Below are 18978 nucleotides of genomic sequence, written 5' to 3'. Positions count from 1 at the left end.
TTTTTATTTTCCAATGTTTATGTGAATGTATGTCCTGATTTCCCATTCGTTTCCTTTTGGAAAACCGATAGCAGTTGGGTCAGGTACCCAAGTTCCTGATGCGTCAAGTATTTGCGTCGGATTGTATCTTGGCGAATATTGATCCAGCGTCCTGTAAGTTCCACGAATCCCGATGCGTGTACCCGGAAGGATGAACCAGTCCGGCTTGCCGATTTCCGTTGAAAGGTCTGCCATGAGCTGCATTGGATACGTGAGGTTGAAATCGCGGTGGTAATCGTATGGCCCCCAATCGTTTATTTTGACAAAAGAGCTCAGTTTGATTTTACGGTAGATGACGCGCAGATCCATTCCATATCTGTGGATTGTCCTCGCATCGCTTCCGTTGGCCTGTGCATCGCCTGTGTACAGGTTTGCGATCATGCCAAAATCTTTGGTCAGTTTCGAAACGATTCGTCCGTTGACCTCATACAAATCTTTGGCAGGCGCGGCACCGTCGAAGGCGAAAGTGGTTCTTCCGTCCGGCATGATTCCTATCGCAGCATCCTGAGTGGTAGGCAGGTGACGGAAAACCACACCGGCACTCACGGCAAATTTCGCATCCTCGGTCCGGTCGCTGTCCCAATTGTACATCCACGAGCCTGGTGTAGGGTCATAGGTAAGTAAAAGTTCCCCGGCAACTTGTTCACGGTTAGCACGCACTACGAACGGATCGTTCAGAATGTTTCTCGGTCTTCCCGGTGCAGGAACGTTGGCGTCTATTGGGCCTTCAAGTGGTTTTTGCCACAGGAAGTTAGGTGCAATCTGGAGTTTTCCGATTGAATACGTCGCTCCGGTCAAAAAGTTATACTGGTTGCCGCTTCCGCTGTCCTTAAGTCTCCATCCGGTGAACGTTTGGGTGTAATCGGCACCGCCATTCGCTACAAGGCCCATTGCAGCACCTTGTCCGTACCAGTTGAATCTTCCTCCGATGTAGGTGATCTTGACTTTTCCACCAAAATTGTCCTTGCTTTCGATATGGTGCTGGAAAACCTGTTCGTCTGCCCCTGAACCTCTAACAATTTGGTATTCCCGACCGTTCAATGGTTGTCCGGCCCAGATTCCGCCTACATCAATGCCAAATTTTCCAATCGGGCGGTGTACGGCCAACGTAAAGCGTCTGGTCTTAGGTTGCGGAATCGCGAATGAACTTTCTGTGTTGGTTTGTTGTGCGATATCTTCATGGAAAATACCTGTGATAGCAAAGTTGTGTATCGTCTTGGAATATTTGAGCAATAGGGCCGGGTTCGCTCCCCACCATAGTTGCGGACCGAATGCGAGCTTGAAACCACTGAAGAGTTTCTTTCCTTCCATTTCGAAACCGGACGGCGCAATACCGTTATAGATGTCCATGTTCGCCCCGTAGTTGGCCTCTGGATACAATCCGAAGAAATCTCCTTCATAACCCCAATGATAGTGTCCAGTCCTGTAGAATCCGGTGAGGTTGAACAAACTGTGGTTCCAGCTGTAACTTGCACTGTAAACCTGCACGCGGTTGTTCGAATCGATGCGGACATCGCCATTGCTTCCCTGTACTGTTACCGGACGCCCGCGGTTTTCATAGAAAATCTGGTCGATCGGGTTCAGGGCGACGTTGCCTAAAATGTTGACTTCTACATTGGCGCGCATATTATCGGAAGGATTTCCTTCTACCCCAATGTAGTACGATTGCATATGGTCGAAACCTAATTTGTTTGGATATTCAGATGAATTCGGATCTGCAGCTTTAGGAGTCGTAATCAAAGAACCTCCGGTATTGAAGGTCGTGAATTCTGCCCTTAGTTTGCTGAAACGTATTTTTCCGCCTTGTTTGGAATCCAGGGCCGCCTTGTCACCTCTGGCACGCAACGTTGCATCCATGACCTGGATGTTATCGAAATAAGTGGCGACGCTCGTAGCTGTGGTGCCTGGAGCGTATGGATTCAGTTGATGCACCTGTTTGAGCACATAGTAAGCCGAACGCGGATACAGTTCGTATAACCCCTTGGCATTCGTAGGGCCTTTGGCACATATCCCGAACCATTCCTCGTTCATGTTGTTCTGACCTTGTTCGTAATCCCTCATATAGCCGCCGTTAGACCAGGATGCATTGGTATCGTGTACATCAAGATCTGCCGTCTGGCCGTATTTCCACCAACCGTCGCTGAACTGGAACGTAAAACCGCCCAGGGCATTCTGTGCTTTTCCCAATCCTGCAGTATTCTGGTAGATTTCCTTCCATTCGTTGAGCAGGTAATACGATTGTGAAGTCTGGTCTTCCTGGCTTGTGATGGCGTTGTAGGCATCGGCCCCGAACTCAGAAAACAATACCGGTTTGCCGTATTCCTTTTTTACGCGTTCGAACAAATCCCCGAAAGAAGGCCCACGATAAACGTTTGTAGCGAAAATGTCGAAATCCTTACATTCTTTAGCGATTATGTCAAGGAATAGCAAATCTCCGTTACAAAAAGCTATCGGATGGGTTTTGTCGATGTTTTTCATCGATAAGGCCGCATCATTGAACAGCTTGTACATCGCGACAGCTCTTTTGGTCGATTTGCGTTCGTCCATCGGGATATTTTCGGTTTCGGCTCCATCCCAGAACAGGCCGTAGTCGTTTTCGTTTCCTAATAAGAACAGAAGCAATCCTTTGGTGTCTTTATAGTCTGTAGCCAACTGGTTCGCCTCTTTCATAAGCATCTCACGGACTTCGGGTTTTGAATATTCCGTATTTGGCTGATACGTACCATTTATAGTCAATCCATAACGGCCAAAAGAATGGTTGATCATCGTGTAGATGCCATAATTTACATATACGTATTCAATCCATTTCTTAGGCATTCCGGCATAGACACGAATGGTGTTGACGCCCATGTTTTTGAGCAGACCCATTTCATTGTCCAAGGCCTGTTTGATCATATCGTCAGATTGTGTCCATAAACTGTAGGAATAATTGGTTCCGATTGGATAATAATCCCAGTTCATTCCGTTTACGATAAATTCCTTTCCATCGACCATCATTCTCGATCCGTCGCTGCCGTTTACCACAACAACTTTATTTCCCTGCGAAAAAACCGAAGGCGAAAAAATGACAATGGTTAGTAATAAAATAAGTTTTCTCATTATACTATTTATTTGGTTTGGGTGAAGCTTTGAAATGATTTACGGTTGCATAAATCATTTGCCTATAATGTTATTTATACAGGTTATTTTTTTGATATTGATAAAAAGTAGGTTTAAAAATTTGGAATGGCTTAAAACTACATTTTTTATATTTCTAAAATTAAATTGGTTGTCTAAAGAAACTATACACAATAACTTTTAACATCAATTCGCGCCGGAACGTTTATTTAATACAGTTTTAACAATAAAATCAAGGCTCTGAGAGTCATCGCCTATACACGTAAAAAGGCGTTTCGTATAGTTAATGTATGGTTGTATTTAGGCCCGATTATTTAAGCTATATCGATAGAATATACTCTACAACACCCGTTTCGTGCGGCAAATCCATTTTTTTACGCAATCGATATCTTTTTACCTCTACGCTCCTCACGGAAATATTGAGTAGTGGGGCAATTTCCTTTGATGATAAATTGAGTCTCAGATAGGCACAAAGCCTTAAATCATTTGGGGTTAAAGTAGGATGGGCAAGTTTAATTTTCTTAAGGAAATCATTGTCAGCCGTGTTGAATGCTTCTTTGAAAATGGTCCAGGAATTATCGTCGGAAATGCTTTTGTTAATGGTATTGATTACAGATTTTATACTCTTGTCGTCATTGTCCGTGCCGGTTCGTTTCAAGTCATCTTTGATGAGAGCGAGTAATTCGTTCTTCTTCATAAGGCCCATTGTAGAAACGGCTAGTTCACGGTTTTTACTGTCTACATCACTCGACAACTGTTCGTTCTTGAGCTTCATGAGCTGTTGTTCATTTTCGAGTTCTTTTATCTCAAGCAAAAGGTTGTTTTCCTCGATCAGTTTTTGCTCTTTTTTGCGATAATATTCCTTATACGCTTTATGAACATAAAGAATCAATAAAATTCCTGTGATAAAATAAATGATCAGGGCCAGGTTATTCGCATACCACGGTTTATGAATGGTAAAGCGATAAACGGCCATGTTTTTAGGGTCTGAATTGGCAATTTTCGCCCTTACTTTAAAGACATAATCGCCAGGCGGCAAATTCTTGAAATTGGCAGTTGTCTTGGCCGACCAATTACTCCATTCGCTCTGCAAACCTTCGAGTATGTATTGGTATTCTGTGTAGATATATTTGTTGTATTCCGGAACGGTGTAATTCAGGATGATGTTATTCTCGTCCGATTCAAATTCACCCGTTTCCTTAATGGAGCAACTGATCAGTTTTTCGTCCAGTTTGTTTGTGGTAACGTTGGTAATGGAAACACCGTTGCTCTTGAATCGCAGTTCGTTCAGGTTGATGGTGTAATAACCATCTGTAGTTCCTATGAGGTAAACTGAATTTGACAGACGCGTCACGTTTTCATAGCCCAACATAGATCCGGTCAGCGACAGCGGAATAGGGATGGTATTTTTTTTCAGTTCATTGCCTATTTTGCTCAACGTGAAATAGTGGATGTAATTCTTTGAGAACAGCCATAATTTATCCGAGCCGTCTGCAATTAATTTGCCCGACGTATATTCATCTTTTTCAAAAACCGAACTCATCAATTTGTCCCTGTGGAAAGATTTGCTTGCTTCGTCAAGAACATAAATCCCTTGTTTATTGGCGTAATAAATATGATTGTCGAATTTTATAAGGCTCGCATTCTTACCCTTTTTAGGGGTTTTTAGCATGGTAAGACCTGAACACGTCATGTAGTTTTCATCTAATTTGAATCTGAAAACACCCTTGTATTCATGGCTTATGAATACATCCCTTGAGTTGGAAATCTCAAAATGCTTCGAGGAATAATCGAATTTTGAAATCTTATTGCGGAACTTCCATTGATTGTTCTCTTTTTGCAGAACCGAAATCCCGTAATAATTTCCCTGAAGCAATAAATCCGGCCTTCCCGGAATTTTTACAAAGCCCCAGGTTCCCGATGCTGAAAAAATAGGGGTTGCATTTTCGTTATCGATTATAAAAGTGCCCGAATCGTGTCCGCAAAACACCGTTCCCTGATATTCGAAAATTGACCAAACCTGGCCTTTTGTGCCTTTTACGAATTGAAAGGATTCGTTAGAATTATAGGTTTTGTAAAACAATCCCTGATTGGTTCCGATGTATAGTTTTCCGTTGTGCAAAAGAGATGCATAGACAGTTCCGAGAAAACCGGTATTATCGGAATAACTTCGTATAGGTGATTTTAAGTTGATGCAATTGATTCCATTGTCTAATCCAATCCACAAATTCTCGTCGGCATCTTCAAATATCGAAAGTATCGTGTTGTTACTTAAACCTTTGTATTGGGTAATATGGTACTTTAATTTTCCGGTGGAAGAAAGTATGAAAACGCCGTTTGAAACACTGCCGATGGCAAAACCTTTATCCGATAATTGCTGGCAACTATACACACTGCTGGTTATGATCTGGTCGTCTACATCAGAAAAGAAAGGTGCGAAATTCCCGTTGATGAAAGTGAATAGCCCGTTGTGTTGTGTCTGCATCAGCAAGCCGTCATCGGTAGAAAAAATGGCTACGATTTTATTGTTGACCACAACAGGATTATTGGAAACCAATTTGGCTTTTCCGTTTTCGATCTCATACAAACCGTCGTTGGCAACCTGGTAATAAATGGAATTATCGGCCTGGAAAGATTTTAAGATGCCGTTTTTAGGAGTGATTTCTGAGAATTTGCCCGACTTGGTATCGTAGATATGAATCTGGTTCAACGACTGGAAAATAATCCATTGTTCATAAGAAAAGATGTTCCAGATTTGCTCGTCGTCAACAATGCGGTCTTTTATTTTACTGCTGAGCGAGTTGTATTTCAGGTGATTGTTCGATTCCCTTACCCAATATCCGAACTCCATATAACAGCCCGTATAAATCCGGTCGCCTACAACTTTGACGGAACGGATGATGGTTTCGTTCGGCGATGGATAAAGTGTCCAGGCCGAACCGTTGAATTCGAGTAATCCTTCATTATTCGCAAAAAACAAAAACCGGTTGGCATCCTGGGATATCATCCAGTTCTGGTTTCCGGCATTATATGTCGATGAATTATATTTTACGATTGGTGACAATTCCTGTCCGGACAGAAAAATGGGAAGCAGTAAAAACCAAATAAAAGATAACCTTATTTTCATTTTTACATAGGAGTGTTTGTTGTGATTGCGATTGATGATTGACATGATTCAGATATGTTGGGGCGGTAAAATTTTGACGCAAGATAATTTAAGAGGATGATTTATTATATCGTTTTCGTCAAATTTCACACAGGAGTACGAACGAGAGTGCAAGTTTTTGGTTTCCTTGTACTTAACAGATCCAAAATAAAAGGGCTTCCGATTAAGATTTTTGTGTTACGGAATTAAAAAAACTGCTCCGGGCTGTTTATTGATGATATGCATAAACAAAGCGCCGAAGCAGAAAGATAAATTGTAAAAGGGTGTTTGGCCTTACCGTATCTGTTGGATTTCTACGACCGTCTTGCCGCTGTAATGGTCTATGCTTACTCCGGCAACCGAGTCTTCGGCCAAAACCTCGATATAATCCCCAACAGCCAGCTGAACCATACAACTTACCGAGCGTTCCACAATGCCATGTCCATTATGATCGTAAGACGTGATTTGGTAGAAAGCTCCGTTGACCTGGATTCCAATCGAGTACATGTTGCCGTTGCTCTGGTTGAAGGTATGATAAGCCGCATTGACTTTATAAAGGCCGGCTTTTGTTGCCGTGAACCTGCCTGCGGTAAATTCGTTTCCGGTGTCAAAAGCTTCCGTGTCAAAATTTATTTTTTCCCAGCCGGTTCCACCTAAAACCTGGTCTGCCAAAAGGTTGACACGTACCATTGACAATGCATTCAGCGGATTCTGGACCCAACTCGCATTTCCGGTAGCATCGCTCTGTAACATATAGCCGCTGGCTGCACCATTGGTCATCTGGAAATTAGTCGTTTTGGTTTTTCCGGTCACATCGAGTTTGTTGCCAGTTGTCGGGGTACCGCCGATTGCTACGTTTGTAGCATCGTCACGAATCACACCATCAACAAGGGTGGTACCATTCCATCTTGGGACAGCACTTGTAGTTGCGGAAGAAACCTGCGGATCTGTTTCGGTAATCGTCATTGACGACGGGCTGACCCATGAAGTTGCTCCGGCGCCATCCGTTTGCAGTATTTGGCCGTTCGTACCTCTTACGATTGGCAAGGCATATCCGTTCGCTGTAGCCGGATTGCTGATTTGCAACGTACCGTTGACACGGACAATGTTGTTGTCGAATTCGCCATAAATCAAAGCGGCATTGGCATTGGCGTTTGTATTTTCAATGTATAATTTGTTCGAACCTGTTTCGGCAGAACCCGCATTATAACCAAGCGCCACGTTGGCCGTGCCCGCAGTGTTACCGCTTAATGTTCCATAACCGATAGCGGTATTGTTGGTTGATGTGTTTGCAGTCAGTGAATTGTATCCTATGGCCACGTTGTTTGCTGTAGCGGCATTCGCTTTCAGGGTATTTGAACCCAAAGCGGTATTGTAAGATCCTGACGAATAAAGCCCTGCCTGTGATCCAAGGAAGGTATTGCTGATGGTTGAGTTAAGGCCTGAACTATATCTTCCGGCTTCAAAACCTATATAGGTGTTATTGTCACCTATGCCATGTTCGAATCCCGCCGATGTACCCAGAGCTGTATTATTAGAGCCTGTATTGTTATTCAGGGAAGATGAACCGACGGCTGTATTTCCTATGGCCGTCGCATTTCCCTGAAGTGCATTATAACCCAAGGCCGTATTTCCGCTTCCGGAGTTAGAGAATAGGGCATGCCATCCTATTCCGGTTGTATTAGTAAATGCTGAAGCCGAACCAAACATAGCTTCATGTCCCATAGCAGTATTTCCCGATCCTGTAGTTCGTCCTAAAGCATTGTTACCTACGGCTGTGTTTTCATTGCCTGCAATATTACCCGTCAAGGCAGCATTGCCAATAGATGTATTTCTCGCTCCTCCAAGAATTGCCGTAGAAGCCTGGAATCCTACTGCTGTGTTGGCGCTTCCCGTGGTATTGGTTGCCAAAGCCTGGAACCCCAAGGCCGTATTGTTGCTGGCAGTAGTATTATTTCTCAAAGCCTGGAATCCGACGGCAGTGCCGTTGCTTGCAGATGTATTTGAAGTCATGGCCTGATTTCCGATAGCCGTATTGGCACTTCCTGTATTTACAGCCAATGCCGCATTTCCGACACCGGTATTTTGTATTCCTGTAGTCGTTGCTTGTAAGGTGCCATTTCCAACGGCCACATTGTCCAAACCTGTAGTTAATCGTAACGCATTCGTCCCGATTGCAACACTGTTTGTAGCAACTCCTGCGGCAAGGGCATTTACACCTAAAGATGTACTTGTTGTCCCTATTTTTCCGGCAGCGATGTTGTTTCTTCTGAAAGCCAAATCAATATCGTCTGTTGTTCCCAGAAAATTAGTTGTTCCTGATAGTCCTGAATTACCGGTTACGGCCCAATCGGTAGAAGCTGCCCCGGAAGCGAGTTTTTCCCAAACGGTGCCATTGAAGAAATAAAAACCAACAGAGGTTACGTTGATTGTTGTTCCGGTTGCGGTTCCGTTCGTTATGTCGTTTACATAAAGCATGGTTGAAGTAGGCGTACCGGTCATGGTTTGGGCACGAAGCCTTGAAACTCTTGGAATCAACACGCCATCTACCGTAGTTCCGGTTAAATTTGCTGCTGTTACATCAAGTGTGGCCGATGGAGTTGTTGTTCCGATACCAACCTGTGCAATACCGGCAATCGAAAATAAAAAGAGCAGTATCGCTAATTTATTTCTTGCGTTTTTCATAGTCTTAATTTTTTAAAGAAATTAAAAACACCCCCCAATTAAGAGAGGTGTTTTTATCAACAACCCAAAAATTACCTTTTGATCACACGTAACGTTTTCACGTTGCCGCTTTGTGTCAATACGATATTGTAAACCCCGCTCGGGTATTTCTCCCCGAACTGGGCCAGTTCGATCCGGCTGGCTTCGAAGGATCTTTCCTCAAGCAGTTTACCGATCATGTCATACACACGTACCTGCACGGCTTCCTCCGAAGTCGAATCCAGGTCGAGCGAGAAGCTCTCGGCATACGGGTTCGGGAATACGGTAGCATTGAAACGCTGTGCGATCACTTCAGGCTGTTGTGTCCCGTCCTGGCGCAATGCTCCCGGAGCATACACGAAACAGGCCTCACCGAACGGTGAATGGTAACCCGTGGTCCTTACGGCCACGCGCACCATGTACTTGCCGCCCGGTATGTAACCCGGCACCATGCTGAAGTTGAAGTAGGACAGGGTACGATCGACGATCTGCGAGGAGACCGGGTTGTCGTTGCCATCCACAAGGGATACCTCGAAACGGTAGGCCGTGGCCTTGTTCAGGCTCGCCGTGGAGATGTAGCTGTTCTGCTGTGCCATATGCTGGTCGCAGTTGTTGATCATCGGAACCCCCGGTGATGAGATCGGACACGGAGCGCCGTAACCCGAGAACACCCCGTTGGTCTTGACGGCCACCTCGACACTGTAAGTCGTTCCGTAGAAATAATACGGAAGCATGGTCAGGGCGAAGTAGTTCTGCGTACGCTCGATCTCCTGTACCTGGCCCGGAACCGACGAGTCGGTCTGGTTGGTCACACGGAACTTGTAGGCCGTGGCCCCAAGGAGGCTAGGCGTTGCGATGAGCGTCGAGATGGTGGCCAGCTGGATGCCGCACTGTGACGGGTTGATGGCTCCCGATCCGTTCGGGTTGTCGAGCAATGCAGGGGTCGATACCTGACAGGCCGTTCCATAATACCCGAGCCAGATTCCGTTGCGTTGTAATTGGACGCGAATGCTGTACGTGGAGGCATAGTCATAAGATGCCATGTTGGTGAACGAGAAATATCCCTGGGCACGCTCTACGTATTGTGGCGCTCCGGTTTCGACACCTCCAACTACTTTATAAACCTGATAACGGTACTGGGTGATGTTCGGGAAGGTGGTCACCTGGATCACCGAGTTAATGGCGGCAAGGGTGATGCCGCACTGCGCGTTGATCACGTTGGAAAGCAACTGGTTTCCTTCATCGAGCTGTCCGTTACAGTTATCATCTACACCGTTGTATAACACCTCGGCATGGCCAGGGTTTATCGCAAGGGCAGCATCGTTACAATCTGTATTGTTCAATACATATCCCGGAGTAGCCTCACAAGCAAGAATTGAATTGGCCGGATCTCCGTAACCATCGCTGTCAGCATCGGCGTAATAGGTGTAGCATTCGTTGCTGAAGTAAACATTGTCGATATACATTTGAGTCGGGGTTGTATTCTGCTCGAATTTCAATCCGTATATATCTGAAAGAGTCGCACCCGGGAAATTCGTCAACGGAATGCTAAGCGAATTCCATCCAGCAGTAAGGTTAGTAGCCGTATATTGATGATCGCCGTTAGACAGCAAGAAGATAAACAAGTTTGATAATGGCTCGTTCAGGTAAACATCTACATGTAAATGGCTCATTCCTTCTGCGCTGAAATGCACTTCATTCTGATCCACTAAGCCTAAGAATCCAAAATTATCCAGACGCAAAGCCGTGTTTGTTCCGTTGGCAACTTCAGTCATTGTTGTTGCGCCTGTCCAATAGGAACGTACAGCTGTAATAGCATTTGCATAAACCGTAGGGGTTCCGGTGTACATAGAAACCACTCTGTCAGCTGTTCTTGCCGGTGGTATCGGTGAAGGTCCCGGTGCAGGATAAGCCACAACCAATTGAGCAGTGATGCTTCCCGAACCATAGCTTCCGCTGGCAGCTTGTGTAGCCGTAATGGTCGATGTTCCGGGCCCAACTACAGTTACGGTACTGCCGACGATAGTTGCAACGTTTGTATTGCTACTTGTGTATGTAAATGCTCCCGAACTGTTTGAAGTTGGGGCGGTCAAGGTAAAAGGAGCAGCTCCATAAGGTTGTGCAGGAACAGTAAAATCTGTTATTGTCGGAGGCAGTGCTGTTGCTGATCTGTAGAAATAAATGTTGTCTACGTAAACTGTTTTTCCGGCACCGTTGAGGCTTTCGAATTTAAGAAGGCTCACGCCGTTTAAGTTCAATCCCTGAGCGGTGTAAGTTGACAACGGAATGTCGATGCTGTTCCATTGGCCTGCAGTCAATGAGCGTTGGGCGACTCTGTCTCCGTTGTTGAGCAACCAGAAGTTCAATCCGGTACAATCATCAGAATACACGTCAACGTGAAGCGTGGTCATGGCAGACACATCGGTAGCGTTGAAAGTCACGATTTCAATGTTGAAATTGCTCATTTTCTTAGTGTCGTTTCCTTGCAATTGCTCATCTGTGGTAGAAGCGATATTTTGCCAGTTCGGTGACGATTGTGTCGTGTAAGCATTGCTGTACAATGAAATTACGTCCCAATCGTTTCTTGCAGGCGGGGTTGGTGCTGCAGTTGCCAATGGCGGATTGCTGACAACCAGTGTTCCGGTGATCGAACCTGCTTCATAAGCACCGTCTGCGGCCTGATAAGCGGTGATAGTAGAAGTACCCGCACCGACTACAGTAACGGTACTGCCGATGATTGTCGCTACGTTCGTATTGCTACTGGTATAGCTGAACGAACCTGAACTGTTTGAAGTTGGCGGTGTCAATACAAACGGTGCATCACCCACAACTTTTGCAGGGATATCGAAATTGGTGATAGTAGGGTCGATACCCGCAGGAACGTAGAAGTATACGTTGTCAAGATACATCTGGAAAGCACTTGGGCTTGAGTTCGATTCGAATTTCAATCCGTAGACGTTTGATAAATCTGCGCCAGGGTAATTGGTCAGATCAATGTCAAGTGAATTCCATCCTGCTGAAAGACCGTTAACCTGATAGTTATTATCGCCAGGAGCCAAAAGGAATACAAACAAGCTTGGCAAAGACGTGTTCAGGTAAACATCTACGTGAAGTTTTGTTTTTCCGACAACGCTAAAATTAGCGCCGTTTGTTATCAGTCCCAAATAACCCATATTGTCAACGCGAAGGGCCGTGTTTGCTCCGTTTGAAACAGGTGTCATGGTAGTTGCGCCATTTGACCAATCGGCTCTTACGGCTGTGATTGCATTGGCGTAGACTGTTGGTGTTCCGGTGAACATGGAAACTACATCGGCCGGATCTCTTGCAGGCGGAACCGGAGAAGCGCCAGGAGCCGGATAGCTTACCACAAATGTGGCGGTAGTCGATGCTGAGCCGTAACTTCCGGTTGCAGCTTGTGTCGCTGTAATGGTGGATGATCCGCCGCCCACAATGTGGATGCTGTTACCACCTACGATGGTTGCCACGTTGGTGTTGCTGCTGGTATATGAAAAAGCACCTGAGCTGTTTGAAGTTGGAGGTGTGATGGCAAAATCTGCATCACCCAAATTTTTTGCAGGAACCGTGAATGTACCGAGAGTAGGTGGAGGCAAAGCTGTTGCAGGTCTGTAGAAATAGACGTTGGTGATGAATAAGGTAGTGTTGTTCGGGTTGAATGTAACCGGAACAATGTATCTCAGGTTGTTCAAATCGACAGCGCTGTACGAACTCAAAGGGATATCGTAGGAATTCCATGCACCCTGGCTTTTTGCTCCAGGCACTTCAAGTTCTACGTTGCTTCCGTTTGCAGCTTCGAGTTTAACCCTGAACGAAACGAAGTCAGGCGACCAAACATCCATATGAAGGTAGGTCATGGCAGACACATTTAAACTTTGTGCGGCATTTGTAGAAATTCCGGAATAGCTATGGGTTGTATATTTCTTGACGACGCTATTATCTGCTAACGTGACATCTCCAACAATTGTGCTTCCGCCAAAATCATAAAAAGTGACACCTGTTTGATTGGTATAAGCAGCACCGTATTCAGATAAGACATCCCACGCATTTCTAGCTGGTGGGGTTGCAGGCCCGGCTGTTGGTGTGGTATTGGGAACTGTGACAACGAACGATGCAGTTGTGCTTCCGGTAGAATAAGATGTTGTCGCTGCCTGATTTGCAGTAATAGTCGATGTTCCTCCACCGACAATGTGAATGCTGTTACCTCCGACAATTGTCGCTACACCGGTATTGCTGCTTGTGTAAGTAAAGGCACCCGCGCTGTTTGAAGAAGGTGGTGTTATTGCAAAATCTGCGTCACCCAACACTTTGGCAGGAACAGTAAATGTGCCGAATGTTGGAGCGGGCAATGAGCTTCCGCCTCCGCAGGTATTGCCTACGGTGTAGTTGAACTGTTTTGTGACTGCGAACCCGCCGGCTGCCCACGCAAATTTGGCGGCTACAGAAAAGGTTCCGCCTATAGTCTGTCCGGTAAATGTTTTACGGAATATCTGTCCGCTTACATTGGTCATCTGGGTTTCGGAAAAACCGTTGGTCAAATTCCAGGCATAGCCTACAAGGCCGGTTAAAGGGCTCAATACTTCAAATTCAACCGTTACATCTGTTCCGCTCGTGGTGAACGCATAACGGTATTGTGGAAGTCCGCTTCCTTGCGAAAGTTCGGTGGATGTCCCCGCACACTCAGTTTGGGCAAAACTACCAGGGATACTTGCTGCTAAAATGAATAGCAGAAATACTAGTTTTTTAATTTGTTGCATAATAGTTTGATTTTCACGTTGGTTGGTTTTAATCTTAATCTTATCTCACAGGGTTTATTTCTTGAAGCTGAGCTTCGTTTACACAGACTGATTTCCTATCGGCTACTTTGGGGACAGTTGCCAACACAGGTATTACTAAACTTTAAAAAAACTACATCGATTTCGTAAAAAAGGCAAAAGAAAACAGACCATCTTATTCAGACAGTCTGTTTTTTAAATCCTAAAAAATCAATTTTTAACCAGTTTAACTGTCTTGTTTCCGCTGTCTGTCATGACATTGGCGAAATAAATTCCGCTTGACAATTCAGCAGCATCCACAACAACATTCAAAGCATTAGGTTGCATTGCCTTGATTTGTTTCCCGGTCACATCAAATATTTTAACGGAAGTGATATTTTGGGTTGAAGTTATGTTCCAGACATTTTGGGTAGGATTCGGATAAGCGTTGAATGTCGCTTTATCGAAACTACCCGTGTTAAGTAACGGCTCATTCACAGAGAAATAAATGTTGTCAAAGTAAACGATATCCGATACCAGGTCAGAGCTGGTTCCTAGTTTATATTGGAAGAAAGTAGTCTTGTTGAACCCTAACCCTTCAAAGAAACTCAGTGGTACGTTAACACTCTGCCATGAACCCTGAACGAGTGTCCCGTTGCTTCCGGCAGTTGTCAATTCATAATTATATTCCACTACTCCACCATTGTTGCCAATTACGATGAAACGGATTTCATTTGAATTTGAATCGGCGAAATAATCGAAATGTAGCCATTGGTAAGCAGAAATATCGGTAACGAGGTTAGTTCCCTGACCATATCCGGCAACGGCAAAATTGATCTTTTTAGCAAGGTTGACTCCGTCTGAAGGGTCAAGATCCGGGCTTCCGATCAACGTACCGAATGAATAATCCGGAATCCAGTTGTTCGTGAAACCTCCCGTATCACTGAAAATATTCAATACTTCCATTTGAGGAGTAGCTGGGGTTGGTGACTGGTTAGGGAAAGAAGCGACAAAGTTAACTGTATATGTGGTAGTTACGTTTCCGTTTTGAGAAGTAACCAAAACCGAAGCTGTTCCAGGAATTCCGGATGCCTGTGTTATGGAAGTAACGGTCGCACCGGAATCTGTAGGAGTTGCCAAAGTAATTTGTGGAACGGTAGTCGTGCCCACAACTAATTCATATGTGTAACCGGTAACTGTAGTATTGAAACCAGCCAAAGTTGAGCCGTCAACCTGCAAATCGCTCAATGAAGCATCGGAACCTGCCGGCGTTGCCGGTTTCCAGAAATAAACATTGTCAAGATAAATATCAGAAGGCACAACTCCTTGTTGCCCGTCGAATTTGATTTGGAATACAGAATCCCATGTCATTCCTGCAAAAGCACTTTTTGGAAGATCTACACTGCTCCATCCACCTGAAACCAATGGAACGTTTACCAGAATTTCTGATACTCCTGTACCATTATTAATAGGAGAAACTTTAATCACGGTAGCATTTGAAGTCCAAATGTCAATATGAAGAAACTCCATTCCCGACGCGTTTTGTGTCGTTAGCTCAGTTCCTTGATAATTAAAGTTTGTATATGCGAGTACAAGATTGCCGGTTCCCGGATCAAAATTAGGATCAACTTGACCTATTTGTCCCCAATTCGGGTTATAGTTAGTCGCAACACTGGTAAAAGCCTCTCCATAAACAGAAATTACATCGGCCTGAGCATTGGTTGGTGTAGGGGCATTATTTGTTGGCTGCGCAAAAGCAGATGCTCCGGTGAACAACATTGAAATTACTAATAACAAAGTAATTTTTTTCATATTACATTTTTTTAGAATTAAAATTATTAAAAGCAAAATTAAAGAATAAGATGTTTACGTAATCTGTAATTACTACATATATAAACTATACAGCCGCTAAAATAAAAAAACGCCCGAATTAACCGATAATCCGTCAAATAAAAGGGTTAACCAGATTCGCGAAACACAACAACGATAACGTTGTATGGTTAATGTATAGTTTTTTGGGATTACTACAACTACAACGTTTTCATTGTTGGTTCTAAGTATGAGTGAAATACTAAAAATTTGCCACCTAAAACAAGATTCTTACTTTTTGATGTAAAGGGCCCAAATTCATAAAAATGGCTTTAAAACATCCATAGGCTAACTAATTCTTTCAAGCTATTTAGAATGATTTTATAATTGATTAATTTTAGCCTCTGCATAACCCAAATGCAAATCATCTCGAAAAAATAAAATGCCACCAATCAAATGAACCTACGATCCAAGTTTCTGATCATTCTCTTTTTTCTGTTAAACCAAAATTTTCTTTTTGCCCAAAATCCTTCGGTTGACAGTTTACAGAACGTACTCAAAAATTATCCTAAAAAAGATACTGTCCGCGTGAACCTGCTCAACAAGATTGCAACGAAGATTTTTGCGTCGGACGGAGATAAGGCACTAAAGCTTCTAAAAGACGCAGAATCACTATCAGATGATCTGTACTATAAACAAGGAAAAGCCTATAGTCTTCTTTTCAGCGGAAACATCATGGTGAACCGCGCCGAATACAAGACGGCATTGACTTACTTCAACAATGCCTTCGAGATCTATAAAAGTCTCAGGGATAAAGAAGGAATGGCGAATTGTCATTTTAATTTCGGCCGATCGTATTTCTATTTGGCCGATTATACCAAGGCAGAAGAAAACTACAAAGCGGCTATTGCACTATGTGAAGAAACCGGCGACCAAAAGCGTCTTTCGGCAAGTTTGATAGGAATTGGGACACTGTATTCCAATCGGGGCGATTTTGACCGAAGTATGGAATCGTATCAAAAGGCGGTGAAAATAGACGAGAAGATAGGCAATAAAAAAGGGGTTGCGAACAGCCTGACAGCCATGGGTAATATCTATCGGAAACAAGCCAAATTCCCGTTGGCTCTTGAATGTTACAACCGGTCATTGGATATAAAGGAAAAGCTCGGTGAGCAATTCGGCATTGCGGTAAATCTGAATAATATCGGTTTGGTGAACCAGGAACTTGACCAGGAAAAGGAAGCGCTTGCATACTACGAAAGGGCATTGCCTATTTTCGAAAAGCTCAAAAACAAAAAGGAAATCATGGCTACACTTGCCAATATTGGTGTGATCCATATGAATTACCAAAGCCTGGACAAAGCACGCGCGCTATTCAATCAGGCTCTCAGCATCAGCAGAGAATTGGGTGTCCGCTTAGAAGAAGGCAACATTTTGCTCAACCTTGGGACTGTCGAACTGATAGGCAAGAACTTCCAACCGGCGATTTCATATCTTGAAAAAGCCATAGCCATAGAACAGGAACTGGGAAATAAAAGGGAATTGTCATATGCGTTCCTTAAAATGGGACAGGCTTATTTCGGGTTAAAAGATTACGAAAAAGCCCTTGCGTTTGCAGACAAGGGCGAGGCGATTGCCAAAGCGATGCATATTTTGGACTATCAGAGTGATTTGGCCAAACTGCATTCCCAAATCTACTACGAGACCAAACAGTACAAACTCGCCTATGAAAACAGCGAGGCTCACAAGGATTTAAAAGACAGTATTTTCAGAAAGGAAAAGGTAGCCGAAGTCGCAGATGTCAAATACAAATACAAATACAAGGACAGCTTGGATACGGCTAACCAGACGGTGTTGAAAAAAGATTCGGAAATTGCTTCGACCAATATGCAGAAATGGGGGTGGATTGCAGGATTCGCTGGACTTTTGGTTGTTCTTGGAGCGGTTCTGGCCTATGTGAAAATCCGTCGGGTCAAAATGCAGAACAAGCAATTGCTGACCGAACAAAAGCTGCTTCGGTCGCAAATGAACCCGCATTTTATCTTCAATTCCCTCCAGAATGTCCGCAGCCTCATAAACAACGGCCAATCCGACGAAGCTCTGAATTACGTCACCAAATTTTCCAGGCTTACGCGCCAGATACTTGAAAGTTCCGATGTGAATTACATTTCGCTCGAAGAAGAAATCGAGATGATCCAAAACTACATCGGCGTCCAGCAATTACTATATGATAATTCGTTCGACTTTGAGCTTTCGGTTGACGAAACCATTGATCCGGAAGCAACTATGCTGCCGCCTATGCTCACACAGCCATTCATTGAAAATGCCATAAAACACGGACTTGGAAATAAAAAGACAGATGGCAAGATCCACATCGGGTTTTATTTGAAAAAGGATAAATTGTTTTTTGAGGTTTCAGATAACGGCCTTGGTTTCGGTACTTCCCAAACTAAATCCGGACACAAATCCATGGCTATGGCGATTACCAAGGAGCGATTGGTCAAGTACACCAAAAATGAGTCGTTCGAATTGCAGATAGACAACATCCTCGACCGCGCCCAAAACATCATAGGCGCAAAAGTCGCATTTGAAATTCCCTACATTTACGAAAACTAGAATAGTATGTTACGAGCCGTGATCATAGATGATATTGAGAATATCCGGAAAGATAATATTGCCATGATAAAGGCGAATTGCCCGAACGTTTCCATAATCGGGCAGGCGGAATCGGTTGAATCGGGCATCAAATTAATCAAACAGCTCTCTCCGGATCTGGTTTTTCTCGATGTCGAGATGCCGGACGGAACCGGTTTCGATCTGCTCCAGAAAGTAAAGCCAATAGATTTTAAGGTGATTTTCATTACCGGTTATGAAGACTTCGCCATACGCGCTTTTCGGTTTTCGGCCATCGATTACCTGCTAAAGCCTCTCGATCCGAAAGAGCTCGAAGAAGCTGTGAAAAAGGCAGAGGAATCGTCCAACAAAGAAATTTTCGATACCAAACTCAGCAACCTGTTCGCCAATATCGAGCGTCCGAAGAACCTGCAGAAACTTATCCTTAAAACAGCCGACAGGATTTATTCGGTCAACATACAGGATATCGTCAGCTGCGAATCAGACAAGAATTACACGACTTTCAACTTCATAAACGCGCCAAAACTCATCGTTTCCACCAACCTTAAGGAATACGAAATGTTGTTGTCTCCACACAATTTTTTCCGGACACACAAATCGCACCTGATCAATCTGGCGTATTTCGACCATTTCATCAAGACGGACGGAGGCAACACGATTGTGATGCAAAATAAACTTTCGGTTCCTTTATCCGTGCGCAAAAAAGACGAATTCCTCGAGGTTCTCGATAATCTGTAAAACGGGCAAAATCCCAAAACGTTA

The 18978-nt window shown here is 44.1% G+C and carries 7 protein-coding genes; 2 read left to right on the top strand and 5 right to left on the bottom strand.

Translation table 11 applies throughout. The annotated features are described in order from the left end of the window. Positions 1-3 precede the first annotated feature (3 nt). From G6047_RS11435 to G6047_RS11415, 5 genes are all read right to left on the bottom strand, one after another. Entirely contained in the window at positions 4-3138 is a 3135-nt protein-coding gene (locus tag G6047_RS11435; RefSeq protein WP_169527749.1) for a glycoside hydrolase 5 family protein, read from the bottom strand. Positions 3139-3475: 337 nt separating this feature from the next. Next, positions 3476-6328 carry a helix-turn-helix and ligand-binding sensor domain-containing protein gene (locus G6047_RS11430; protein WP_235946536.1) on the bottom strand — a complete coding sequence of 951 codons (2853 nt, stop codon included), beginning with the start codon at positions 6326-6328 and terminating at the stop codon, positions 3476-3478. Positions 6329-6595: 267 nt separating this feature from the next. Next, a complete protein-coding gene (locus G6047_RS11425; protein ID WP_169527748.1) occupies positions 6596-8986 on the bottom strand; it encodes a beta strand repeat-containing protein in 2391 nt (796 codons plus the stop codon). Between the two features lie 71 nt (positions 8987-9057). Beyond that, positions 9058-13776: a MopE-related protein gene (locus G6047_RS11420; protein WP_169527747.1), complete on the bottom strand. Its 4719-nt coding sequence runs from the start codon at positions 13774-13776 to the stop codon at positions 9058-9060. A 228-nt stretch (positions 13777-14004) separates the two neighbouring features. Continuing rightward, positions 14005-15585, bottom strand: coding sequence for a T9SS type A sorting domain-containing protein (locus tag G6047_RS11415; RefSeq protein ID WP_235946535.1), 1581 nt, complete (start codon positions 15583-15585; stop codon positions 14005-14007). Positions 15586-16038: 453 nt separating this feature from the next. On the opposite strand from G6047_RS11415, the gene G6047_RS11410 reads away from it, so the two are divergent. Further along, the gene (locus G6047_RS11410) at positions 16039-18198 is read left to right on the top strand and encodes a tetratricopeptide repeat protein (protein ID WP_169527746.1); all 2160 of its coding nucleotides are present in this window, start codon (positions 16039-16041) and stop codon (positions 18196-18198) included. 6 nt (positions 18199-18204) lie between these two features. Next, positions 18205-18954: a LytR/AlgR family response regulator transcription factor gene (locus G6047_RS11405; RefSeq protein ID WP_169527745.1), complete on the top strand. Its 750-nt coding sequence runs from the start codon at positions 18205-18207 to the stop codon at positions 18952-18954. The last annotated feature ends 24 nt before the right edge of the window (positions 18955-18978 follow it).

Source organism: Flavobacterium silvaticum (genome assembly GCF_012911565.1).
Classification (GTDB): domain Bacteria; phylum Bacteroidota; class Bacteroidia; order Flavobacteriales; family Flavobacteriaceae; genus Flavobacterium; species Flavobacterium silvaticum.
The sequence above is the reverse complement of the archived record's forward strand: the minus strand, read 5'-3'. Positions and strand labels throughout refer to the sequence as shown.

Coding starts and splice junctions, on each gene's coding strand:
- G6047_RS11435 (WP_169527749.1), bottom strand. CDS start 3,138: ATGAGAAAACTTATTTTATTACTAACCATTGTCATTTTTTCGCCTTCG.
- G6047_RS11430 (WP_235946536.1), bottom strand. CDS start 6,328: ATGTCAATCATCAATCGCAATCACAACAAACACTCCTATGTAAAAATG.
- G6047_RS11425 (WP_169527748.1), bottom strand. CDS start 8,986: ATGAAAAACGCAAGAAATAAATTAGCGATACTGCTCTTTTTATTTTCG.
- G6047_RS11420 (WP_169527747.1), bottom strand. CDS start 13,776: ATGCAACAAATTAAAAAACTAGTATTTCTGCTATTCATTTTAGCAGCA.
- G6047_RS11415 (WP_235946535.1), bottom strand. CDS start 15,585: ATGAAAAAAATTACTTTGTTATTAGTAATTTCAATGTTGTTCACCGGA.
- G6047_RS11410 (WP_169527746.1), top strand. CDS start 16,039: ATGAACCTACGATCCAAGTTTCTGATCATTCTCTTTTTTCTGTTAAAC.
- G6047_RS11405 (WP_169527745.1), top strand. CDS start 18,205: ATGTTACGAGCCGTGATCATAGATGATATTGAGAATATCCGGAAAGAT.